21 protein-coding genes and 1 other RNA gene are annotated in these 23,825 nt (G+C 45.1%); 13 read left to right on the top strand and 9 right to left on the bottom strand.

Annotated elements, in window-relative coordinates; translation table 11 throughout:
* Positions 1-24: 24 nt before the first annotated feature.
* A complete protein-coding gene (locus KV201_RS00470) occupies positions 25-423 on the bottom strand; it encodes a thiol-disulfide oxidoreductase DCC family protein (RefSeq protein ID WP_226058215.1) in 399 nt (132 codons plus the stop codon).
* Positions 424-689: 266 nt separating this feature from the next.
* Between KV201_RS00470 and folM the strand changes: the two genes are divergently transcribed.
* Positions 690-1,436, top strand: coding sequence for a dihydromonapterin reductase (gene folM / locus KV201_RS00465; protein ID WP_226058214.1), 747 nt, complete (start codon positions 690-692; stop codon positions 1,434-1,436).
* A 31-nt stretch (positions 1,437-1,467) separates the two neighbouring features.
* On the opposite strand, the gene KV201_RS00460 is transcribed toward folM, so the two are convergent.
* From KV201_RS00460 to KV201_RS00450, 3 genes are all read right to left on the bottom strand, one after another.
* Complete coding sequence (locus tag KV201_RS00460) at positions 1,468-2,172, bottom strand: 5-formyltetrahydrofolate cyclo-ligase (protein WP_226058213.1); 705 nt, start codon at positions 2,170-2,172, stop codon at positions 1,468-1,470.
* Positions 2,173-2,180: 8 nt separating this feature from the next.
* Positions 2,181-2,361, bottom strand: a non-coding RNA gene (gene ssrS / locus KV201_RS00455) — 6S RNA.
* Between the two features lie 117 nt (positions 2,362-2,478).
* Positions 2,479-2,781 carry a cell division protein ZapA gene (locus KV201_RS00450; RefSeq protein ID WP_006080182.1) on the bottom strand — a complete coding sequence of 101 codons (303 nt, stop codon included), beginning with the start codon at positions 2,779-2,781 and terminating at the stop codon, positions 2,479-2,481.
* Positions 2,782-3,016: 235 nt separating this feature from the next.
* Here KV201_RS00450 and KV201_RS00445 point away from each other — a divergent pair, with 235 nt between their 5' ends.
* The 10 genes from KV201_RS00445 (at position 3,017) to KV201_RS00400 (ending at position 15,774) form a co-directional block, all read left to right on the top strand.
* Positions 3,017-3,592 (top strand): UPF0149 family protein, encoded by a 576-nt coding sequence (locus tag KV201_RS00445; RefSeq protein ID WP_006080183.1) that lies wholly within the window; start codon positions 3,017-3,019, stop codon positions 3,590-3,592.
* Positions 3,593-3,810: 218 nt separating this feature from the next.
* Positions 3,811-5,037: a 2-octaprenyl-6-methoxyphenyl hydroxylase gene (ubiH, locus tag KV201_RS00440; protein WP_226058212.1), complete on the top strand. Its 1,227-nt coding sequence runs from the start codon at positions 3,811-3,813 to the stop codon at positions 5,035-5,037.
* Between the two features lie 44 nt (positions 5,038-5,081).
* Positions 5,082-6,290, top strand: coding sequence for an FAD-dependent monooxygenase (locus tag KV201_RS00435; RefSeq protein WP_226058211.1), 1,209 nt, complete (start codon positions 5,082-5,084; stop codon positions 6,288-6,290).
* A gap of 450 nt (positions 6,291-6,740) precedes the next feature.
* Positions 6,741-7,835, top strand: coding sequence for a glycine cleavage system aminomethyltransferase GcvT (gene gcvT, locus KV201_RS00430; protein WP_226058210.1), 1,095 nt, complete (start codon positions 6,741-6,743; stop codon positions 7,833-7,835).
* Positions 7,836-7,860: 25 nt separating this feature from the next.
* Positions 7,861-8,250 carry a glycine cleavage system protein GcvH gene (gene gcvH / locus KV201_RS00425; protein WP_006080188.1) on the top strand — a complete coding sequence of 130 codons (390 nt, stop codon included), beginning with the start codon at positions 7,861-7,863 and terminating at the stop codon, positions 8,248-8,250.
* 122 nt (positions 8,251-8,372) lie between these two features.
* Positions 8,373-11,261, top strand: a complete 2,889-nt coding sequence (gene gcvP, locus KV201_RS00420) for an aminomethyl-transferring glycine dehydrogenase (RefSeq protein WP_226058209.1) — start codon at positions 8,373-8,375, stop codon at positions 11,259-11,261.
* 911 nt (positions 11,262-12,172) lie between these two features.
* Complete coding sequence (locus KV201_RS00415; RefSeq protein ID WP_226058208.1) at positions 12,173-13,195, top strand: aminoacyl--tRNA ligase-related protein; 1,023 nt, start codon at positions 12,173-12,175, stop codon at positions 13,193-13,195.
* Positions 13,182-14,159: a transposase gene (locus KV201_RS00410; RefSeq protein ID WP_226058204.1), complete on the top strand. Its 978-nt coding sequence runs from the start codon at positions 13,182-13,184 to the stop codon at positions 14,157-14,159. The genes KV201_RS00415 and KV201_RS00410 overlap by 14 nt, the downstream gene beginning before the upstream one ends.
* 336 nt (positions 14,160-14,495) lie before the next feature.
* Complete coding sequence (locus KV201_RS00405) at positions 14,496-14,810, top strand: hypothetical protein (RefSeq protein ID WP_226058207.1); 315 nt, start codon at positions 14,496-14,498, stop codon at positions 14,808-14,810.
* 163 nt (positions 14,811-14,973) lie between these two features.
* Positions 14,974-15,774, top strand: coding sequence for a hypothetical protein (locus KV201_RS00400; protein WP_226058206.1), 801 nt, complete (start codon positions 14,974-14,976; stop codon positions 15,772-15,774).
* 83 nt (positions 15,775-15,857) lie between these two features.
* On the opposite strand, the gene KV201_RS00395 is transcribed toward KV201_RS00400, so the two are convergent.
* A complete protein-coding gene (locus KV201_RS00395; RefSeq protein WP_226058205.1) occupies positions 15,858-16,010 on the bottom strand; it encodes a hypothetical protein in 153 nt (50 codons plus the stop codon).
* 490 nt (positions 16,011-16,500) lie between these two features.
* Here KV201_RS00395 and KV201_RS00390 point away from each other — a divergent pair, with 490 nt between their 5' ends.
* Positions 16,501-17,478 (top strand): transposase, encoded by a 978-nt coding sequence (locus tag KV201_RS00390; protein ID WP_226058204.1) that lies wholly within the window; start codon positions 16,501-16,503, stop codon positions 17,476-17,478.
* A 215-nt stretch (positions 17,479-17,693) separates the two neighbouring features.
* The gene (locus KV201_RS00385) at positions 17,694-18,179 is read left to right on the top strand and encodes a His/Gly/Thr/Pro-type tRNA ligase C-terminal domain-containing protein (protein ID WP_226058203.1); all 486 of its coding nucleotides are present in this window, start codon (positions 17,694-17,696) and stop codon (positions 18,177-18,179) included.
* Between the two features lie 623 nt (positions 18,180-18,802).
* Here KV201_RS00385 and KV201_RS00380 read toward each other — a convergent pair.
* The 4 genes from KV201_RS00380 to KV201_RS00365 all read right to left on the bottom strand — a co-directional run bounded on the left by KV201_RS00380 (position 18,803) and on the right by KV201_RS00365 (position 23,700).
* Positions 18,803-20,413, bottom strand: coding sequence for a hypothetical protein (locus tag KV201_RS00380; protein WP_226058202.1), 1,611 nt, complete (start codon positions 20,411-20,413; stop codon positions 18,803-18,805).
* A gap of 8 nt (positions 20,414-20,421) precedes the next feature.
* Positions 20,422-21,120 (bottom strand): hypothetical protein, encoded by a 699-nt coding sequence (locus tag KV201_RS00375; RefSeq protein WP_226058201.1) that lies wholly within the window; start codon positions 21,118-21,120, stop codon positions 20,422-20,424.
* 91 nt (positions 21,121-21,211) lie between these two features.
* Positions 21,212-22,126 carry a nuclease-related domain-containing protein gene (locus tag KV201_RS00370; RefSeq protein WP_226058200.1) on the bottom strand — a complete coding sequence of 305 codons (915 nt, stop codon included), beginning with the start codon at positions 22,124-22,126 and terminating at the stop codon, positions 21,212-21,214.
* A 683-nt stretch (positions 22,127-22,809) separates the two neighbouring features.
* Complete coding sequence (locus KV201_RS00365) at positions 22,810-23,700, bottom strand: LysR family transcriptional regulator (protein ID WP_006080194.1); 891 nt, start codon at positions 23,698-23,700, stop codon at positions 22,810-22,812.
* Positions 23,701-23,825: the final 125 nt, after the last annotated feature.

Here is a 23,825-nt window from a genome sequence, read left to right as displayed (position 1 = left end):
GGTTTTATACTTTCTAAAGCTCATTCAGCGGCGCTTGGTGGGAATTTGGCAGTTATCGTCGCAGCGGGCTTTGCCCGTCAGTAAATAGGAGATACGGTATCTGTGTTTTGCAAAGCGCAGGTGAGTCCAATCGGCGACAGTTTTAATCACGGGCAGGCGTAACAGTTGGATCCAAGCACGTGTTCCTGTCAGTGCCCACGCTTTACAGGTGACATCTAACCCGAGTAACACTTCGCCCGTTGCGGTTTCACCGTGAAGAATAGTATTGGCGTAGTCTCTATCGATATGGCTGAAACGTTCACTAAAGTCGGATGCATTTAAATCCTCAAGCGCAATCAAGTTGTTGGGATCGCGCGCTTTCAGTTGACGCATTTCGGCGCTACATAATGGGCAGTTACCATCATAAAAAATCCGCAGTTCCATCGGGTCCACCTCTGATGACTTGATCACAATACTTGGTCTAAGCTCTTGGCTTGTGCACTTAAGCTTGGTTTCTTATAGCCTATACGCAGAATAAAGGGTTTTAGATCGCAGCTGATTTTAAATCTAATGTGTGTCTCATTTGGCTTTTTGTTAGGTTAAATTCAAACGAGTACAGTAACATCTTGGTTATTCATCAGGTTAACTTGATTGCTGATTTTTAAGTAAGCAAGGTAAAACCTGAGCAATGACGAATCAAAAGGATAGGTATGACATCTCCCATCATAATCACAGGCGTGGGTAAACGCATAGGTTACGCCTTAGCCAAACACTTTATCGCCCAAGGTCAGCAGGTGATTGGTACTTATCGCCGCCATTACGATAGCATTGATGAGCTGAACGCTTTAGGCGCGACTCTGTATCCCTGCGATTTTTATGACGATGCCCAAGTGCAATCCTTAATCGATGAGTTAACTCAACTGCCTCAAATTCGTGCCATTATTCACAATGCATCGGACTGGCTGCCGGATACTATTCTTACAAAGAATGAGCCTTTAAAGAGTACCACTTTTACGCCGAGCCAAGTGCTGCAGCGGATGATGCAAGTGCATGTGAGCGTGCCCTATCAGTTGAACTTGGCCTTAGAGGCGCAGCTACGTGCCGCTGCTTGCGATGAAATCGGCGGCAGTGATGTGATTCATATTACCGATTACGTGGCAGAGAAGGGCAGTCAGAAGCACATAGCCTATGCCGCCAGTAAAGCCGCGCTGCACAATATGACGCTATCCTTTGCCGCCAAATTTGCGCCCGAGGTGAAAGTGAATTCGATTGCGCCGGCGATGATCCTATTTAATACGGGTGATGACGCCGCCTATCAGCAAAAAACCTTAGCCAAAGCGCTGTTGCCGAAAGAGGCGGGGAATGCGGAGATTATCGAACTCGTGGACTACCTGCTTAATAGCCGCTACGTTACGGGTCGTTGCCATAATGTCGATGGCGGCCGCCAGTTAAAATAGTCATTTGATTTTTCGAGCAACAGCTAATGGCTTAAAACGTCAGTACGCGACTTGGGGTGATGATGAATGGCAAAGGCACATCCCAATGCTCGCAGGGTAAACTCACCACTTGCTGGCAGTCGTGGGCGTAACCCATAGGCAAAGGTTTACCTTTAAGCTGCCAGTTTGCCAGCGTCCTATCGTAATAACCGCGGCCCATGCCCATGCGATTCCCCATTAAATCAAACGCCACCAAGGGCGTGATAACCACATCTAGCTCTGTTACTGGGATAATGGCGCGCACATCTAACTTAGGTTCTAAGATGCCGAATTGATTCGCCTGCATCGGGGTATCAGCACTGTAATGCAGGAATAACAGTTGCCCAGCATTGAAGGGATGCAACCTTGGCAGATAGGTGTGAATACCCAATTGCCACAGCGCAGCGATCAGCGGCGGCGTGGCGAGTTCGCCATCGTGGGTGAGATAAAGCGCCACATGTTGCGCTTTGTTGGCTTGCAGTTTATCCAGCATGCGTTGGCTGGCGCTTAAGCTTGCTTGGGTTTGCTCGGTTTCTGAAAGGGATTTGCGTGCGGTACGAATGCTTTTGCGTAACTGATTGCGGTTTTCTTGCGTATGAATGGCGATACTTGCCGCATGGCTGGCGACATCAGTCATTTCACCAACAGCAGCATCTACGGCAAGGTGCGACGTGTCGCTTTGGGGGGTGAAATGAGAAAGTTTGGAGGATGTAGACATAAATTAAGATGCTCCCCAGAATGCCGCTACCGGTGTAGCCCTTGAACCGTAGGTTCAAGGCGGGTAAATGATTACCTCCTAAGGCTTCTCGGTACAAGCCGAGCATGCACAATGTCAGTAAAGCATTCACCCTGAGATAAAAATTATCGGCACAGGGACATTACCAGTTGGCATGCATCTCAGGGAGCAAAACGGTATTGAATCGCTAAAACATTGGTTTATTTAGATAAGCCAGTTTAGCCATTCACTGTGCGTCAGTCGGTTTAACTCAAATGGTGTTAAATCACCAAGGCGCACAGTTTAAATCTATTTAGTTGAACGCTCAACTAAGGCATTTTCGAGGGTCGACTGCAGCAAGCTGATCCTGTCGTCCATCTGTTGCATATAATGCTTATTTTTTTGCTTTTCTTGGAACAACTCGTGTCCAATATTCAGCGCCGCCATAATGGCAATTTCTTCGCGGCTTAGACTATTGGTTCGGGTTTTTAACGCTGTGAGTTGTTGTTCAACTCCCAATGCTACCGTACGTAAGGCATCCTCTTGACCTTTCGGGCAAGCGATAGAGTAGGTGCGCCCAAGTAGGGTAATTTCAACAGCACTGTTACTCATGTCGCGGGTGATCCTTTCGTTAGCCTCTTAGGGCGGACTATATAGGGCTGATATTAAAAGTGCAAGGTAAGCCGCAAATGGATTGGTCTTTGGCGGTTTTGTTTGCTGTTTGTGTGAGCAGTTGGATAATTTTTTATCAGGGTGTGGCCGATTTCGCCATTATTGGGATTCAGTATTGGTTCAAGTCTTTATCTCTGCTAGCATTGCTGCTGGAAAAATCTTATTGGGATCTGACATGGCAACCCCTCCTTCGTTACGTATCGACAGCTTAAAACTCGCCTTAGATGCAGCTGAAATCGGCCAACATCCGGTAGAAGTTCACGGTGCTTTAGTCGGTTTAATTTGCGGTGGTGTAGCGCAAACTGGCGACACTTGGATCAAGCCTTTATTTGACTTGATGAACGATGGTCAACCTTTGCCAGCGCAGTTGCACCAATTAGTGTGTGATTTGTTTAATGATTCTGTCGCGCGTTTAGTGGATTTTGAATTTGGTTTCATGCCGCTGTTGCCCGAAGAAGAAGAGCCGCTCAGCCAACGTGTTGAAGCCTTGTCCCTTTGGACCCAAAGCTTTTTGACTGGCATGGCAATTATTCAGCCGAAACTGAATCAAGCCTCGGCAGAAGTGCGTGAAGTGATCAAAGATTTGGCAGAAATTGCCCAAGTGGAATTTGATGTTGCCGACGATGAAGAATCTGAAGCTGCTTACACTGAACTACTCGAGTTTGTGCGCATTGCCGCCATTATGTGTTACTCGGAGTTTGGTCCTGAGATCCCGCTTGGCGAGACCGACGATACAGCGGTGGTGCATTAATTTACCGCGATTGTTTAGTGCTTAAGTTTAGCGCTTAGGTTTAGTGCTTAGGTTTAATGCTTAATAAATTAACGCAGTAGTGGCTTCATTTGATATCAAAGGCGGGCAAACCTGCCTTTGAATCCATAGCACTGGTGTTTTTGAGTGCATAGCACTGATGTTTACATCTTTTATGTTTACATGCCTCAGTGCCATGCCAAAGCTTGAATGAGATCCCCATGACGGCCACAAATCACATGGATACTTCAGTTCAACACGTCGACATCGCGATTGTAGGCGGTGCGATGGCGGGGGCGACTCTCGCGTTGGCTCTCGCGCGTCTTTCTTTATCTGCAGCTAGGCCGCTTTCCATCGCCTTAATCGAGGCGCACCTTCCCGATAAACAACACCCCGGATTCGATGCTCGCTCCATCGCTATCGCTCATGGTTCTATTTTCGAATTGTCCCGTTTAGGTCTATGGCCAAAGCTCGCCCATTTGGGCACGGCGATTGAAAATATCCATGTATCGGATCGCGGCCACTTTGGCATGACAGAGCTCAATGCCGCTCAGTTTCATTTAGATGCCTTAGGCCAAGTTGTTGAGCTTGAGCGTGTCGGCCAAGTGTTGTTTAACGAGTTGAATAAGAGCGAGGTAAAACTGTTTTGCCCCGCCAAACTCGCGCAAGTGGAACCCGCCGTTGAAGGCCATACCTTAGTGCTCGACACGGGCGAGCGCCTTCAAGCAAAACTCGTGGTCGCCGCCGATGGACTGCAATCCAAAGTGCGTAGCAGTTTTGCTTTGCCCGTGACCCAAGTGGCCTTCGAGCAAACCGCGATTATTGCCAATATTCAAACCGACAAGCCGCATCAACATTTGGCCTATGAGCGTTTTACCCAAACGGGTCCCTTAGCGTTGTTGCCTATGGCTGATAGCCAAGGTCAACCTCGCTTATCACTGGTGTGGGCGCTCGATGATGCACGGGCTAAACAGATGCAAACCGCGCCTAAAGCGGAATTTTTAGCGGCGCTGCAGCAGGCCTTTGGTTATCGAGCAGGCACGTTTATCGATGTCAGCGCGCGTCATGCGTATCCGCTTAATTTGTCGTATATGCCAAGGCCAATCCATCACAGATGTGTGTTTATCGGCAATGCGGCGCAGACGCTGCATCCAATTGCGGGGCAAGGATTTAACCTAGGGCTGCGGGATGTGGTGAGCTTACTTGAGGTGCTCAAAAAGGCGCTAGCGCAGGGTGATGATATCGGCTCCGCCGCCGTGACCCATGCTTATCTCAATGCCCGCGAGCACGACAGAAATAGCACTATCCGCAATATCGAATTTTTAGTCCGTGGCTTTTCAAACCAATACTGGCCGATGGCGCTGGGTCGTAACTTAGGCTTGCGCTTATTATCTTGGTTTCCGCCACTTAAAACTCCCGTTGCTCAAAAGGCGATGGGCTGGAAATAACCCGCTTTTCATTACTGGTATCGCAACGCGAAAAGGATGTACCCATGTTAAGTTCACAAGCCTATGACATCGCCATTGTGGGTGGCGGCATGGTGGGACTCGCCACCGCGATTGGATTGGCGCAGGCCAATCTTAATGTTGTCGTTATCGATGCGGGTCACACGGATGCCGTTGTCGGCGAGCCGCGTTTACGGGTGAGCGCCATCAATAAGGCGAGTCAGCGCTTGTTAGAAAACTTAGGTGCATGGACTTATTTAGACACTTCCCGCGCCACGCCTTATCAAAAAATGGCGGTGTGGGATAAAGACGGTTTTGGCAAAATTGCCTTTGACGCCAACAGCATCAGCGAAACCAGTCTCGGCGCGATTATCGAAAACGATGCTATTAGCTTTGCGCTGGCGAAACGCGTCGGTGAGTTTGACAATATTACCCATATCGAAAACCAACGCTTAGAACGCATTGCCTTTGGTGAGCGCGAAGCTTGGCTGACCCTCGCCAATGGCGACAACGTCAGTGCTGCCTTGGTGATCGCCGCCGATGGCGCCAACTCTTGGGTGCGCGAGCAATGCAAGATCCCGCTGACATTTTGGGATTACGGCCACCACGCAATTGTCGCAACGATCCGCACCGAAATGCCGCACCTTGCCACCGCCCGCCAAGTGTTTTTAAAGGACGGCCCGTTAGCATTTTTACCTTTGTATGAAGACAATCTCTGCTCCATCGTCTGGTCGGTGCCGCCCGAGCGTGCCAATGAATTATTAGCGATGGACAAAGTGCAATTCGAGCGCAACTTAACCTCGGCTTTTGACGGTCGTTTGGGGATTTGCCAGTTGGAAAGCGAGCGCCAAGCCTTTCCATTACGGATGCGCTACGCCCGCCATTTTGCCCGCCACCGTTTAGTGTTGGCAGGCGACGCCGCCCACACTATCCATCCGCTGGCGGGCCAAGGGGTGAACCTTGGCTTTTTAGATGCGGCCAGCATTATCGAAGTCATCAGCGAATTACAGCAAGCGGGTAAAGATATCGGCGATTATGCCCAGCTGCGCGCACTGGAACGTTGGCGTAAAGCCGATGCGATGGAGATGATCGCGGCGATGGAAGGCTTTAAACGCTTATTCGAAGGGACGAATCCGCTTAAAAAAGCGATCCGCGATCTGGGCTTAAATCTGGTTGATAATGTCGCTGGGCTGAAAACAGTGTTCATACAACAGGCCATGGGCAATAAGTCGGCGCTGCCTAAGTTATGTCGTTAGCCTCGGTTGCGCTAATGTGATCAGAATTGCCGCTAATATCAGCATATTGACTGCAAGCTGCGCAAATCTGGTCTTCGCATGTAAAAAAATTACATGTTAAAGATGAGAAAATCTAATGGCACTGACTTCGGATTAGAAAAATCTCCTGTATACAAATTTGTGACGCAAGGTATAATTTCGCCGCATTTTAGACCCTAGTATTTATAACAATCACGATAAATATCTGATTAGTTCAGAGCCAATCAGGCGTTTCAATTCAAGACGCATTGATGCAGAAAGGGTCAATTCCTTTCAAGCCAATGCAACGCAGAAGTGGAATGTGTGAGTTGCTCCCGAAGGGCGGCCAATGGTAAACATTGGCAAATCGCTGCAATAGCCAGATATTTAACCGGATTGATATTACCCTACACTAGGCAGAGACCTGAAAAAGGCCGCAAAAAAGGGATAACAATGGCTAACAAAACTATTCTGTTTAACAAGCACTTAGAATCAAACGCTAAGATGGTCGACTTCCACGGTTGGGACATGCCTCTCAACTATGGTTCACAAATCGAAGAACACAATGCCGTGCGTCAAGACGCGGGTATGTTCGACGTTTCCCACATGACTGTGGTTGATGTGATTGGTAACGACGCTTGTGCATTTCTGCGTAAGTTGCTGGCAAACGATGTGGCTAAGCTTAAAGTTCCAGGTAAAGCCTTATACGGCGGCATGTTAGACGAAAATGCTGGCGTCATCGACGACCTCATCACTTACTACCTCACTGACACTAACTACCGCGTGGTAGTGAACTCAGCGACCCGCGAAAAAGATCTCGCTTGGATCGCCAAGCAATCCCAAGGTTTTGATGTCACTGTGACTGAGCGTCCTGAGCTGGCGATGATCGCCGTTCAAGGTCCAAACGCTAAAGCGAAAGCCGCTGCCGTGTTCAGTGCCGAGCAAAACGCCGCCATCGAAGGCATGAAACCTTTTTTCGGTAAGCAAGCCGGTTCTCTGTTTATTGCGACTACGGGTTACACAGGCGAAGCAGGCTACGAAATTATCGTCCCAGAAGATGAAGCCCAAGCTATGTGGCAAGCATTGTTAGATCAAGGTGTTAAACCTTGTGGTCTCGGTGCCCGTGACACTCTGCGCCTCGAAGCCGGTATGAATCTCTACGGCTTAGATATGGACGAAACCATCAACCCATTGGCCGCCAACATGGGCTGGACCATCGCATGGGAACCGAGCGACCGTGACTTTATCGGCCGTAAAGCCCTCGAAACACTTCGCGATGCCGGAACCGACAAACTTGTTGGTCTAGTGATGGAAGAAAAGGGCGTGTTACGCCATGATATGCCGGTATTTTTCACCGACTCAGCCGGTGTTGAGCACCAAGGCGTGATTACCAGCGGTACTTTCTCGCCAACATTGGGCTATTCTATTGCGATGGCGCGTGTTCCTAACTCGATTGGGGATACGGCGGAAGTCGAAATGCGTAAAAAACGTGTGGCTGTTAGAGTAGTAGCGCCAAACTTTGTGCGCAACGGTAAACAAGCATTTTAAAAAAACGGAACAAGGAACAAGAACAATGAGCAATATTCCGACAGAACTGAAATACGCCTCTTCACACGAATGGATCCGCAAGGAAGAAGACGGCAGCTACACAGTAGGTATCACTGAACACGCCCAAGAGCTGTTAGGTGACATGGTTTTCGTTGAACTCCCAGAAGTTGGCGACACTGTAACTGCGGGTGAAGACTGTGCTGTAGCTGAATCAGTAAAAGCGGCGTCTGACATTTATGCCCCAATTTCTGGCGAAGTGATTGCCGTGAACGAAGCGCTGGAAGATTCTCCAGAACTCGTTAACAGCAGCGCTTACGGCGAAGGCTGGTTCTTCCGCGTAATGCCTTCTGACGAATCAGAAGTCGACGCCCTGCTGGATGCCGAAGGCTACCAAGCTGTAATCGACGAAGATTAATCGTCGACGCTAACGAAGCCCTGAGGGGCTTCGTTTGTTTTAGCGCAAGATTGACATAACAACAGTCCGTTAATCAGTACCCTACAGTTCTGAATTTCGGCAAATCTGGAACAAGGTTTATCATGACCAAGCAAACCCTCACTCAGTTAGAACAGCACGATTTATTCTTACGTCGTCATATCGGCCCAGATAGCAACCAACAGCAAGCGATGCTGAATTTTGTTGGTGCTGAGTCACTGGAAGATCTGACCGCGCAAATCGTGCCTGAGTCGATCCGTTTAAGCCAAGACCTGAGCATTGGTGATTCCTGCGGCGAAGCCGAAGGCATTGCCTACATTCGTGGTTTAGCGGACCAAAACCAAGTATTTAAGAGCTACATAGGTATGGGTTACTACGGCACTCAAGTGCCAAACGTGATCCTGCGTAACGTATTTGAAAACCCAGGTTGGTACACGGCTTACACGCCATATCAGCCAGAAATCGCCCAAGGCCGTTTAGAAGCCATTCTAAACTTCCAACAAGTGTCGATGGACTTAACGGGTTTAGATTTGGCTTCTGCTTCTTTACTAGATGAAGCAACCGCTGCTGCCGAAGCGATGGCGCTGGCAAAGCGTGTTTCTAAAGCGAAAAAAGCCAATATCTTCTTCGTTGCCGATGATGTGTTCCCGCAAACCTTAGACGTAGTGAAAACCCGCGCTGAGTGTTTTGGTTTTGAAGTAGTAGTTGGCCCTGCAAGCGAAGCCGTTAACTACGAGCTGTTTGGTGCTTTGTTCCAATATACTAACCGTTTCGGTCAAATCACTGACTTCACCGAATTATTCGCAACCCTGCGTGCGAAGAATGTGATTGTGACTGTGGCCGCCGACATTATGTCCTTGGTATTACTGAAGTCACCGGGCTCTATGGGCGCCGATGTGGTATTTGGTAGTGCACAGCGTTTTGGCGTGCCAATGGGCTTTGGTGGTCCACACGCGGCTTTCTTCGTTGCCCGTGACGAGCACAAACGTTCTATGCCTGGCCGTATCATTGGTGTGTCAAAAGACGCCCGTGGTAACCGCGCACTGCGTATGGCGATGCAAACTCGCGAACAACATATCCGCCGCGAAAAAGCCAACTCAAACATTTGTACTGCACAAATTCTGTTAGCGAACATGGCGTCTTTCTACGCCGTATTCCACGGCCCAGATGGCCTGAAAACTATCGCGTCACGCATTAACCGTTTCGCCGATATTTTAGCGGCTGGTTTACAAGCGAAGGGCGTGAGCTTAGTCAACAGTACTTGGTTTGATACCATCAGCATCAAAGGCTTAGATGTCGCAGCTGTTAATGCACGCGCACTGGCCGCTGAAATGAACCTACGTTTCGATGCCGACGGCACTGTGGGCGTGAGTTTAGATGAAACCACATTGCGCACAGATATCGACGCCTTGTTTGATGTGATCTTAGGTGCTGGCCATGGTTTAGATGTTGCCGCGTTAGACGCGCAAATCGTGAGCCAAGGTAGCCAATCGATTCCTGCTGCACTCGTGCGCCAAGATGCGATTTTAAGCCACCCGACGTTCAATCGCTATCAAAGCGAAACCGAGATGATGCGTTATATCAAACGTCTCGAAAGCAAAGACTTAGCACTTAACTACTCGATGATTTCACTGGGCTCATGCACCATGAAGTTAAACGCAGCGGTTGAAATGCTCCCTGTGAGCTGGCCAGCATTTGCCAACATGCACCCATTCAGCCCACTGGACCAAGCTAAAGGCTACACCCAGTTGATTGAAGAGTTGTCGACTTGGTTAGTGAACATCACAGGCTACGACGCTGTGTGTATCCAACCTAACTCAGGCGCTCAAGGTGAATACGCAGGCTTGTTAGCCATCAAGAAATACCATGAGTCACGTGGCGATGCGCACAGAAACATCTGTTTGATCCCGCAATCTGCCCACGGTACTAACCCTGCGTCGGCGCAATTAGCCGGTATGCAAGTGGTGGTGACGGCGTGTGACAAGCAAGGTAACGTCGATTTAGAAGATCTAAAGACCAAAGCCGCCGAAGTGGCTGAAAACCTGTCTTGCATCATGATCACTTACCCATCGACCCACGGTGTGTATGAAGAATCTATCCGCGAAATCTGCGACATAGTGCATCAGCACGGCGGTCAAGTGTACTTAGACGGCGCCAACATGAACGCGCAGGTTGGCTTAACGTCTCCTGGCTTTATCGGTGCCGACGTATCACACCTTAACCTACACAAAACCTTCGCTATTCCACACGGCGGCGGTGGTCCAGGTATGGGCCCAATCGGCGTGAAATCGCACTTAGCCCCATTCGTTGCGGGCCACGTTGTGGTTAAACCGGGTCGTGAAAGTGACCACAATGGTGCTGTATCTGCTGCACCTTACGGTAGCGCTGGCATTCTGCCTATCAGCTGGATGTACATTAAGCTGTTAGGTTCACAAGGCCTGAAAAAGTCGACCCAAACTGCGCTGTTAAACGCTAACTACGTGATGAAGAAGCTGTCTGAACATTACCCAGTATTGTTCCGTGGCCGTAACGATCGCGTCGCGCATGAATGTATTATCGACCTACGCCCACTGAAAGAAGCCTCAGGCGTGACCGAAATGGATATCGCTAAGCGTTTGAATGACTATGGTTTCCACGCGCCAACCATGAGCTTCCCTGTTGCGGGAACTCTGATGATTGAGCCGACGGAATCTGAGTCTAAGGTGGAACTTGATCGTTTCATCGACGCTATGGTGTCAATCCGCGCTGAAATCGCCAAAGTGGAATCGGGCGAATGGCCAGTGGACAACAACCCGCTGCACAACGCACCGCACACTATGGCCGATATCATGGACCCAGAGTTTGATACGCGTCCATACAGCCGCGAAGTGGCCGTGTTCCCAAGTGCAGCAGTACGCACTAACAAGTTCTGGCCAACCGTGAATCGTATCGATGATGTGTACGGCGACCGTAACCTAATGTGTAGTTGTGCACCATTATCAGACTACGAATAATTAATAATGGCTACTTGGCCTAGATAATTCGGCGTCAGCCAACACTTTTCGCTACTCATTGACACCAGTCAACTCCGTGGCGAAAAGCATCGGCTTCCTTGCCTTAGCTTCGCCAGCAACGCAATTATGGTGTAGTTGGCTTCAGTGAATTTGAAGCATTAAAAAGCGACCGAAAGGTCGCTTTTTTTATGTTTTAAAAGTTCTATGACCTAGTCCCAATGATTAAAGACTGGCATTCCTGTGACACGCCACCCCCTTTATTTCACAAGAAGCATCCCTGAGGGCTCGACGGCGGCATCTGCTGCATATGGATATTCGAATGCCGCGATCATATGGATGTGAATGAGCGGCCATGCCGCCAACGGTCACTTACATGCAAGTGCTTAATTTAGCTCGCCCTTGAGTCTATCAGCACTAAAATTGGCCTGTTGGTGCTTGGCAAGATAGCTCTCTGTTTAGAGAGCCACTGGTGCAACAATGCCTGTTTAGGTGTAACGGTTGAGTACAGAGTAATGCCTGTCCTGACATTCAGTGCAACAATGCCTGTTTTGGTGTAACCATTGAGTGAAGAGTTATGCCTGTTCTGACTCTTATGCATGAACCAACTTGTCAATACTCATGTGCGATGCCCTGTGTTTTATTGGCAACAGGCAAGTGACTAGAAGCTAACGCGATATTGTGGAATTTCTAAACAAAATGCTTGCCGCAATATGGATGATTTGTTATTACTGACGCATGAACAAAATATACGTAAGCGCAATTAACACCACCACTACCACCACGAGAATTCTCGGGGGGTAGTTTTTTGCGTCTTTAAAAAAAACCTCTGAGCGACATCGCCAGAGGGTTTTTTTATACCTTGGTTTTGTATTTCGCTCAGATTTAACTCAGATTTTACTCAGGAGAGAATGATGAAAACACATCGCGAAATTGCAGAACAACTTGACCTGTTTCACTCTGAACCACAGGCGCCAGGTATGATTTTTTGGCACCCGAATGGCTGGGAATTATTCCGAGATATTCAAGAGCACATGAGGCGCGTATATCGTCGCAATGGTTTTGAGGAGGTGAACACGCCTGTTTTTATGAAGAAGGAGTTATGGCAAACGTCTGGGCATATGGACATGTTTGCAGAGAACATGTTTTTCGGTGGCGGAAAGGAAAACATCGATGAATATGTTTTAAAGCCCATGTCTTGTCCTGCCCATATTTTGCTGTTTAAGCGCGGAGTACATAGCCATAGAGATTTGCCTCTGCGGCTATTTGAGTTTGGCTTGGTGCACCGTAATGAATCCTCCGGTTCGTTAAATGGTTGCCTGCGCGCACGCCAGTTCACTCAGGATGATGCCCATGTTTTTTGCTGTTGGTCTCAGGCGGAAGCGGAGATATGTGGTTTTCTCCAACGGGCAAAGCAGGTTTATGGTGATTACGGCTACCATAATTTAGACGTAAAAATATCGACTAAACCTGAGAAGGCATTAGGCAGCGATGAGCAATGGTGCCGAGCACAAAAGCTATTGGATTCAGCCTGCCAGATTGAGGGCTTTAATGCCGAGTATCAAGCTGGCGAAGGGGCTTTCTATGGTCCCAAAATTGAAGTGTCACTGACAGATTCTATGGGAAGGCGCTGGCAGTGTGGAACAATTCAGTTTGATTTCAATTTGCCTGAAAGATTCGATGTTCAGTACGCAAATGAGCAAGGTGAATTCGAACGGCCAGTGATTATGCACCAAGCTATGTATGGCTCTATCGAGCGTTGGTTGGGGATTCTCTTGGAAGTATCACAGGGTAACCTGCCGGATTGGTTGCATCCTGTACCTGTTGCTATCGCCTCAGGAGTAAATCGTGCCACCCATCTGAAATCGCGAGTTTTATGGGCCTCGACTAGACTCAATAAAGTGTTTATGTGGAGAGCATGTGATGCCGCGCCCTAGAAGAACTCAGATTAGTGTTGAAGATACTCCCTATTACCATTGCTGTAGCCGTGTTGTTCGGCGTGCATTTTTATGTGGAGATGATGCCTATTTAGGGAAAAACTATGACCATCGCCGTAGTTGGGTTGAGTCACTACTGTTTGAACTTGAAGCCGTTTTTGCCATTGATGTGGCGGCCTTTGCTGTGATGTCCAATCATCTGCATGTGGTGCTGCGGGTGGATATCGACAGTGCTAATCGTTGGACTGACCGTGAAGTGCTTGAGCAATGGCATAAGCTGTTTAAAGGTGATGGCTTAACACAAAAATTCGCTAAAGGTGAGTTAGTTGAAGCTCACGAGGTCAACAGATTAATGCATTCAATCGCAATTTACCGCAGCCGATTATGCGATATTTCATGGTTTATGCGCTGCCTTAATGAACCGATAGCAAGACAAGCAAATCAAGAGGATAACTGTACTGGTCGTTTTTGGGAAGGACGCTTTAAATCCCAAGCCTTACTCGATGAAGCCGCTGTGTTAACCTGTATGGCCTATGTTGATTTGAATCCGATTAGAGCCCAAATAGCGGATACGCCAGAACAATCCGACCATACCAGTATTCAGCTGCGCATTCGGGCCGCATTAAAAGGTGAACAACCTAAAAATCTAATACCTTTTATCGGTAATGAGCGTGAGAACCAGCCCAATGGCATTGCGTTTTCCTTAATTGATTACCTTCAATTGGTTGATGATACAGGTCGAATCATTCGCAGTGATAAGCGTGGAAGCATCAGTGAAAATAGCGCTAAGTTACTGACAAGATTAAATATCCACAAAGACAATTGGCTTAAGCTCACTACCGAGTTTGGCAAGTTATTTCATGGCCCAGTGGGAACGCTGCAAGAACTGACCGATTACTGTGAACATTTAGAAAAACGACGACGGCACTTTGCGGCAAGCTGTCAGCATTTTCACTGCAACTGATAGCGACTTAATATCACTTCTAAAACCATCATCTCCGAACACCTTTCAAGCACTACGGGATGGCTTGTCTCGTCCGAAATACGCCATTTTTGAACGAATTAGCTCAATTTATTATCTCAGATGCACTCCTTGCCACGTTTGATGGCTCTCGTTTAAGCAATTTTAGCCATTGCCGACGTAGGCAAGCCACAAGTAGGTTATGTTGTTGATTTATTATGGATGGCTATTTATTCTATTATAATGGCTGGCCCGTTTTTTTTGGTTAGTATTCAGATCGCCTGAACAATTAATCAAGGATTGAATCATGAAATTCGAGTTTGTTGGTCTTTTTTATGTGTGCTGTTTAGTAACGTTAGCCATTCTGGGCCAACGTGGCAGGGAGGCTTAATCACCTCCTTATTGGACAGCGGTACAGATCCTGCGATTCGTCTTACAGGGAATGTCTCTCCCGATAATTGTAGGGGTGGTACCTATGGATTGTTTCATTTTGAAGGCACAGCGGAAGAGCGTAACCGAATATATGCGACAGCGCTTGCTATGTCTTTAGCGGGAAAGCGAGTTGATGTGTATGCCAATGGTGACGGTGGCATGTGCCGGATCAAGAATATACAGGTAACCTCGGGTCTTAATTGCAATTACAATCAAATGTAGTAAATTTGTTTTTCTTTGGTTGCGTTTGGTTGCATTTGGTTGCGTTTGGTTGCGTTTGGTTGCGTTTGGTTGCGTTTGGTTGCGTTTGGTTGCGTTTGGTTGCATTTGGTTGCATTTGGGTGCTATTTTATCGCTTTGTCATTTTAAACAAATGGAATTTGTTATGTTAAAGTTTTTATGCTTTCTCAGTGTTTTTTCTATATTTATACCCAAGAGTGCGGCAGCTTTTGGTGGCGACAATTTAAGTTTCGAAGAACTGGTTAGAGTTTGTATTGATGATGTTGAACCTAATTCAATGTCGTTTTGTAATAGCTATGGCTTTAACTATGAGACACTGGAAACATCTTTGTTAACTGATGAAGGCGATGTTATTAGCTTTAAAACCCAGGTGGTTTTATCTGGGGCTAAAGTGCTTGTACAGTCAAATTCAGGTTTTACTATTTTATGTCATAGTTGTTTATCAGATTCGATAGATAACCAGGCTGTATTAGTTAAATTTAAAAGTAGCTTTGAATTGGCGAGTATTAACAGTGCTTTTAATACGCAAAGAACAAAGCGGAATAATAAAAAAACACCAGATGTAACAAGTAAAAATAATGGCAGTAGCTTTAGTGAAGACTTTAAAAACTTTGGTAGTGGTCTTAAAGATTTTTCTGCAGCGTTTGATAGTCTGTTTTCAAATTATGATAGTTCAAAAGACGATAGTAGTATGATCCTGATTGAAAACGCGGAAGGAAAGCCCCATGCATTGGTTCGTATTGATGCTGGTAAATACGTCCTGGTTGTTGATTTTACCAAGGCGACCAGATCGTCAGACGGATCAGTTTCATTTAGTGGGAGTTTATCCCCTGGTAGCTATAATGATTATACTAAAAGTGTGGGTATAATTTTCGGTGGTATGACATGCAGAACAACTTATACTGGCTCGGATGAAAATATGGTGGCACAAACCACATGTTGGTAAATATAGATATTGAAAATATCTAAGGCCTAACTATGAAAGCGACTTAACGCCCTCACTATATAATCCTGGAGGGCTTTTTTTGGCTATTTTTTCTGCCGTTCCGACTTATTTTGATGGTTTTCATACAGCTTGGCTTCTTTGAGGAAGTCGTAATAGGCTTCCATGATCGCTAAGATACAGATGGCAAATTTACCCTCTGTAGGAATAATAAAAATATCACCTTCTTGATATCTCATTTTCACAATCTTTTACCTCTTAGAATAGAAAGAGCATGACTCAGTATTTATCACCTCAATCATAACATTCTACTTTAGAAGGGCTAAATTGTGCCGTCCACCTTTAATGATTTGAATTTTATTTCTGCTGAGTTTAGTGCTGCGAAATAGCTTTATCATGGCTTTTGGCAAAGGCATTTCCCAATTGCCTGTCGCAGGCTTTCGCACTGTTACACCAGTGACTCGCCGTAGATACGTCCTTGTAGGCTCTACTAAAACATATATGGACCCATCCGGTTTGCAAGACATTCGATATCAATTTTGAGAAGAGTTCATTGCACCCATATATTCGGCCTGTTATTGAGGGATTCCTCTGGCCCTGATGGATATTTGCTTCTACTGTCCTTATCATCCCTGCGGCTTCATTCAGTAAATCGTGCCACCCATCTGAAATCGCGAGTTTTATGGGCCTCGACTAGACTCAATAAAGTGTTTATGTGGAGAGCATGTGATGCCGCGCCCTAGAAGAACTCAGATTAGTGTTGAAGATACTCCCTATTACCATTGCTGTAGCCGTGTTGTTCGGCGTGCATTTTTATGTGGAGATGATGCCTATTTAGGGAAAAACTATGACCATCGCCGTAGTTGGGTTGAGTCACTACTGTTTGAACTTGAAGCCGTTTTTGCCATTGATGTGGCGGCCTTTGCTGTGATGTCCAATCATCTGCATGTGGTGCTGCGGGTGGATATCGACAGTGCTAATCGTTGGACTGACCGTGAAGTGCTTGAGCAATGGCATAAGCTGTTTAAAGGTGATGGCTTAACACAAAAATTCGCTAAAGGTGAGTTAGTTGAAGCTCACGAGGTCAACAGATTAATGCATTCAATCGCAATTTACCGCAGCCGATTATGCGATATTTCATGGTTTATGCGCTGCCTTAATGAACCGATAGCAAGACAAGCAAATCAAGAGGATAACTGTACTGGTCGTTTTTGGGAAGGACGCTTTAAATCCCAAGCCTTACTCGATGAAGCCGCTGTGTTAACCTGTATGGCCTATGTTGATTTGAATCCGATTAGAGCCCAAATAGCGGATACGCCAGAACAATCCGACCATACCAGTATTCAGCTGCGCATTCGGGCCGCATTAAAAGGTGAACAACCTAAAAATCTAATACCTTTTATCGGTAATGAGCGTGAGAACCAGCCCAATGGCATTGCGTTTTCCTTAATTGATTACCTTCAATTGGTTGATGATACAGGTCGAATCATTCGCAGTGATAAGCGTGGAAGCATCAGTGAAAATAGCGCTAAGTTACTGACAAGATTAAATATCCACAAAGACAATTGGCTTAAGCTCACTACCGAGTTTGGCAAGTTATTTCATGGCCCAGTGGGAACGCTGCAAGAACTGACCGATTACTGTGAACATTTAGAAAAACGACGACGGCACTTTGCGGCAAGCTGTCAGCATTTTCACTGCAACTGATAGCGACTTAATATCACTTCTAAAACCATCATCTCCGAACACCTTTCAAGCACTACGGGATGGCTTGTCTCGTCCGAAATACGCCATTTTTGAACGAATTAGCTCAATTTATTATCTCAGATGCACTCCTTGCCACGTTTGATGGCTCTCGTTTAAGCAATTTTAGCCATTGCCGACGTAGGCAAGCCACAAGTAGGTTATGTTGTTGATTTATTATGGATGGCCATTTATTTACTATCCAGTTTGATTTTAATTTGCCTGAAAGGTTCGATGTTCAGTACACAAATGAGCAAGGTGAATTCGAACGGCCAGTGATTATGCATCAAGCTATGTATGGCTCTATCGAGCGTTGGCTGGGGATTCTCTTGGAAGTCTCACAGGGTAACCTGCCGGATTGGTTACATCCTGTACCTGTTGCTATCGCCTCTGTGAATGAGTCAAACAGCCAATTTGTCCGCCAGTTAGCCGCATTATGTTTAGCACGAGACATGCGAGTGTTGGTTGATATCAGTCAAAACTCAGTTGCCCGCAAAATGAAACGCTTTCACAAGCAAAAAGTGCCTTACATCTTAACTGTTGGGGATAAGGAGGAGGCTGAAAATAGGGTTTCAGTTAAGTGCCGTAAAGACGGCGTCATTACTTACATCCCTCTTGCTGAATTAGCTGACTATCTCGCGGATAAACTAGAACGCAAGCTATAACCTAAGGAAGACTGAGTCTGTTATCTAGGGCTAGCCATGGTTCCCATGCCTAGCCTTTTACTCATCTTGTTACTTCGTCTAACAATGAGTTGGCTCATTAAATGGGCAGTAACACTGCTGATCTAGTGAGTTTCCAACTAGAATTCAGTTGATCATTGGGCTTGCGACTGCAAGCCCTTATTGGGAGTTAGCTTCGGCTGCGACGCGATTATGTAAGGTACTGAATAGTACGTTATTCAGTTCTAACGTGTGATGAAAAGCGAACCCTTAGCGGTTCGCTTTTTTGTTGCCTGCAATTTGGGGCTTAGTTGTGTTTACCTAAATGGGTTTCAGAAGAATTGTTTCTGTCGAATGGTATGCTGCGAATGGGCTTTATCGTGGCTTCTGGCAACGGTATTTCCTAATTGCCTGCCGCAGGCTTTCGCACTGTTACACCAGTGACACGCCGTGGATACGTCCATGTAGGCTCTACTAAAACATCCATGTTTTAGAAGGTCACTGGTGTAACAATGCTGTATCTGGTGTGATTTATGGCTTCTCTCATTTTAAATTTAAAGTTACTTAAAAATATATTTATAATGTTGTATTGATTTAAAGTGAAACATAATTATTGCATAAACTTACTATCCAGATATATATTCTAGAAGCTCAGCTGTAGCTGCATTTTTCATGGTTCTTGCTCTGGCTGGGCCAACACCATAGATATTTTCGATCAAACTCTCTTCCGAGTTTTTATGTAGTTCCTCAATAGTATTAATTCCTGCTGTTTTTAATTTTTCTTTTTGCCATGATGTGAGTGCAATTAATACATCTATTGGTTTTTTTAATAGTGATCTTAAAGACTCCTCATATTGCAATTCATCATTACTATTAAGTAGTTTTTCACTTCCAGAAAATGAACTGTGGTTTTTCCCAAACTCGGGGAATTTATTTAATGCTAGATTTTTATAAAATGTTAAGGATTCAGTGTGAGGATAACTTTCTAAAGAAAGCATGCATCCATACTTTATCTCATATCTAGTGCCTAGTTCAGCTCGTGTTGCTCTTACAGAACTATCAATTTTTCTCACAATTCCTGTATATGTTAGAAGTCTTAAGGCTTCTTTTACTGCTTCTGGAGAATCTTTATGAATCCAGAAGTATATTGAAGATTCATTAATTCCCTTGTCTTTTCTAATTTTATTGTACTCTTCAACTCTAGGGATCACCGAGTTTTCAAGAAAATCTCTTCCCCAGTCAATTACACCTCTGTGTCCTTTGTACTTTTCACCTAAATCAGTATGTTCAGCCCATATTTGATTTCTATAAAAAGATTTTATCTCAGCATTAACATTGCTTGTATTTATTTTTGTTAATTCCTGAAGTGTTCTTAGTAACATTCTTGGGTTTCCACCTGAAGATAGAGCTAAGGTGTTAAATAATTCTCTTTGTTTGTCAATTTCGTTTTTTAAATTATCATCAGATTGTTTTAATACAATATCTTTGAAGTATTGTAGGTAATCTACGTCGGAAATATTTCTTTCTAGTTTTTTATATATACAGTCATGAATTAACTCGAAAGAGTCACCAAAGTGTGTTACTCCTGGATATATTGCTGCATTACATGTTATATATGGAGATCTAAGATCTTTGAATAGATTAAAAAATTGACGTTGTTGTTCAGGTCTAAATACATGAGCAGCCTCATCGAAAAAGAACACAATTCTATTAAGATTGTTTTCTTCGCAGATTGTTTGTATGGCCTCCTTGACATCTTCAATATCAGGCAGTACTGAAATATCAATTGATTTCTGCCCTTTGTAGGAATCTTCAAATAGCTCTACAATTTCTTTCAAACTTTTTTCGACACTATCGTCAGAGTTATTACCATCATTACTTAGTAGATTTGCACTAAGACCAGAAACTACTACGCCCTTTTTTCTCAATTTATTAAGAAGATACTTAAGTGTTTTAGCCATCATCCAATGGTAAAACTGAAGGTTATCGTCAGTACTAATTAAAGAGCTCATATTGAATGGAACAAAAACGGTTATGCAAGAGGTGCTTTCTGCTTCTATTTCTAACTCAGCTATTCGCATAAGAAATGATTTTCCAGTGCCTCTGGAACCTTCTAGAAGGCATGGCTCATTAGATTTCAAGGCATCAATAATGCCTCTGTCAGCAGCATTGACAACGGATAGGCTTAATATATCTGATTGTTTTATACTTTCTGTTCTTAGATAGAATTCACTCATGTCTTATCCTATGTGCGACCAAATTTTTGTCTGATTTGAGGTATATGATTAAAATCTTCAGGTATAAATTGTAACGACTCTTTTGTAGAGTCATCAAACAATCCTGCATATCTACAAGTGGCGGTGAATAGTATTATCTCTGTGACTGATTTGTAATATTCAAAGTATTTCTCAAATAAAACATTTTTATAACCTAGTTTTATACCGCTACTAACCCATGTTTCATTGTTCCCATGTACATATTCTGAAAGTTTTCTGTATACAGAAATCGCATTTTTTCGATAATCTTCTGCATGTTCAGATAGTTCACTAAAAAATGCGTTTGAGAATCTTTTTGATAAAACACCATTGTCCTCACTCACTAACTTTGACCATTTTATATCAATGCAACCATTAAGCCATTCATGTAATTCCATTTTGTTAGCTGAAAAGTATATGGCGGCTAATCCCATTTCAAATGCTAGTCTTAACGATGAAAATGCTTGCCTATATAATCCAAGTGTTAAGTTAAAAGTTGCTGACTCTAATTGCGCGCTAACAGTTTCTAAAATCCCTTTTTCTTGCGGGTCAAGTATATAATTTGAAAATTCATAAATACAAGATGATAAATGATGCATCATCCCTATTTTTTCTTTTTCTAATATAGTTCGACTAAATACTTCTTGAGATTCAGAGTTTAACTTAGTGAAATATTCTTGTATGTCCATGTTATTATAGTTTTTCCTTTTTATACACGTAATAAGATAATCAATTTATCAGTAGATAGTCGTATTAAATACTCCGTTACAATTAACATAATCATTTCCCCACCTCGCCTTTACTCATACACCTTTGTGCGACTTGATAAATAATCTGGTCGACTTGCTGTTGGCTGAGGGTTTGGGTTCGCAGGGTTGGAATAGTGCCGACTAATTGTTTGTGATTGACGATCGGGAACGGTGGTTTTGATTGACTCGTGACATACCAGCCGGGGAATACGAGTACTGGTGTTGAGGTCACTGGTGTTCCTGTGGCCTTAGTTAACCATTGGCTGACCCACTTTGCTTGGCGCTGCGCTTGTTCTATGGGTTTGGTTTCTGTCCACGAGGGGAAGTTTAAGCGCCCGTCTTTGTAAAATACTTGATAGCTTTTTTTACCAGAGCCTGGGCCATTTCCATTGGTTTGGAGTAGGTCTTTGTTTCGTTTATGGCGGCCTTTGGTTTCAATGGCGAATACGCCATTTTTGCCTACCACAAGATGGTCGATGTTAAAGCCGTCGGCTTGGACATCGTGAAATACTTGATAACCGAGTGCTTGTAAGCCTATGAGTTCATTGGCTGTGGCAATTTCTGCTGTGTGGCCTAGACGTAATTTGGTGAGCTTTGAAAAGTTTTTCCATGTTTTAAAGCCGCAATAAGCTAATCCCATTAAACCCGTTGTGACAGATATCCACGGAAATTGACCGACTGTGATGTGGGCTTTAAGGCTGCTGACGGCAAACGGTAGGGATACTATCATCGCGCCCATCAGCATGCTTCCGATTAAGTCCATTTGCAGATCTTGTATTTGTTGCTGTAAACCATAAGCGGGAATGCGGGCGAGTTGTTCACGATCGACGGGTAGTTTTACGGTTGCATCGCGATATTTCAGCAAGCCATACATGACACCCACTATGGCAAACATGCTGGAGAGTATTATCGCTAGGGATAACATACTGTTGCTGAAATCGGTCATTTACGTCCCTGAAGTAATGCGAGTCAATAGTTAAATTGATGACATAACCCGCTAATAAAATTTACTTATAGTTTTGGAAAGTGGTGGCAGACTTGTCTGCTAAGAGTTTGGGCGCACATTGCTGATTTGCTTCTTCTTCCTTAAATGGCGTGCTCGATGATTGAGTCCGAGTTTGCCCTGCATTTCCCTGAGTGGTCACACTTTAACCTGCTCTATACGGTTTAATCAATGATGTTTATCACAATACGTATTTTAAATAATGACTTGTAGCTCAATAGCACTAGAAAAAGTTCTAGCTGGTCGACATTGTAGAGTCGCGTTTCAGACGCCAATCCTTGCTTTTCTATTTGTTCTTAGTCGAGCCCGCAGATATATACAGAAGTTAAGCAAGATTAGGCACTGTCATGTAAGGGACCGTCCGTGGCAGGGATGCCACGTTCGAGCATACAAGGACGTACTTGCTGCGAGTCACTGGAATGACAGTGCTTAATTACTAATGTTGAAAGTGAATAGGATGGTTTGGTCAGTAATGTCTTTGAATTATTGCGTTCGAGCTTTTTATCTCTTCTCTTTGCTCTTACTCGTAACCCACAGATATACACAAAAGTTAAATAAAATTGAGCACTTTCATATGAGTGACCGTTCTTGCTGTTGTGATTGACCGCTTGTGGAAGGGGTAAATCTTAGCGTAAACGCAGTGCGTCGGCGACGAGTGTAAAAGCGGGGGAGGGTTGGCGGCGACTGGGGTAATACAAGTAATAGCCAGCAAAAGACAGGCTCCAGTCTTCAAGGACTTTGACTAAACGCCCTGCTTTGATATGGGGTTCAAACTCTGCTTCAGGCAGGTAAGCGATACCGTTGCTTTGCAATGCTGCATCGACGATATGGTGCGACGCATTAAAGATAAGTTGGCCGTCCACATGCACATTCAATTGCTTGCCGTCTTTTTCAAACTCCCATACATACAAACCACCGTGGGTCGGGAAGCGAATGTTAATGCAATTATGCTCGATAAGATCCTGTGGGTGTTTGGGAATGGGATGCTGTGCAAAATAAGCGGGAGTCGCCACGGCTGCCATTGTTTGATGGGGGCCGATAGGGATCGCGATCATGTCTTTATCTATGGTATCGCCTAGGCGGATGCCGGCATCGAAGCGATCCGCCACTATGTCCCTAAAGCCATAATTTACATCGAATTCGACTTTAATATCGGGATAATTGTGGAGTAATGGCGACAGTTTTGGGATGAGTAAGGTTCGCAGCACGAAATCACCGCAGGTGATCCGCACTGTTCCGGCAGGTTTGTCACGCATGGCCGTTAATGCATCCAGCTCGGATTCAATTTCATCAAATCGATTACCTATCGCATTTAACAGGCGTTCGCCTGCTTCTGTCGCCGATACGCTGCGAGTGGTGCGCGTTAACAGCCTGATTTCAAGTCGGGTTTCTAAACCACTGATCGCTTGGCTCAGTGCCGATTGGGTGACGCCGAGCAAGGCGGCGGCTCGGGTAAAACTGCCTTCGCGAGCGACGGTGACGAAGCACAAAAGATCGTTCAGATTCCGTTTCATCATACTGTTTTTTTACACCACTTTAATTAGCTGAGCTAATAAGCTCTATAAGCATTCATTAGCTAGTAAGGTTCCAGTGCATTTGAAACAATAGCGACTACAAAGTCAATCAGATTTAAATTTAACCA

Origin of the sequence: Shewanella sp. SR1, from assembly GCF_020447145.1 — a bacterium.
Lineage (GTDB): Bacteria > Pseudomonadota > Gammaproteobacteria > Enterobacterales > Shewanellaceae > Shewanella > Shewanella baltica.
The sequence above is the reverse complement of the archived record's forward strand: the minus strand, read 5'-3'. Positions and strand labels throughout refer to the sequence as shown.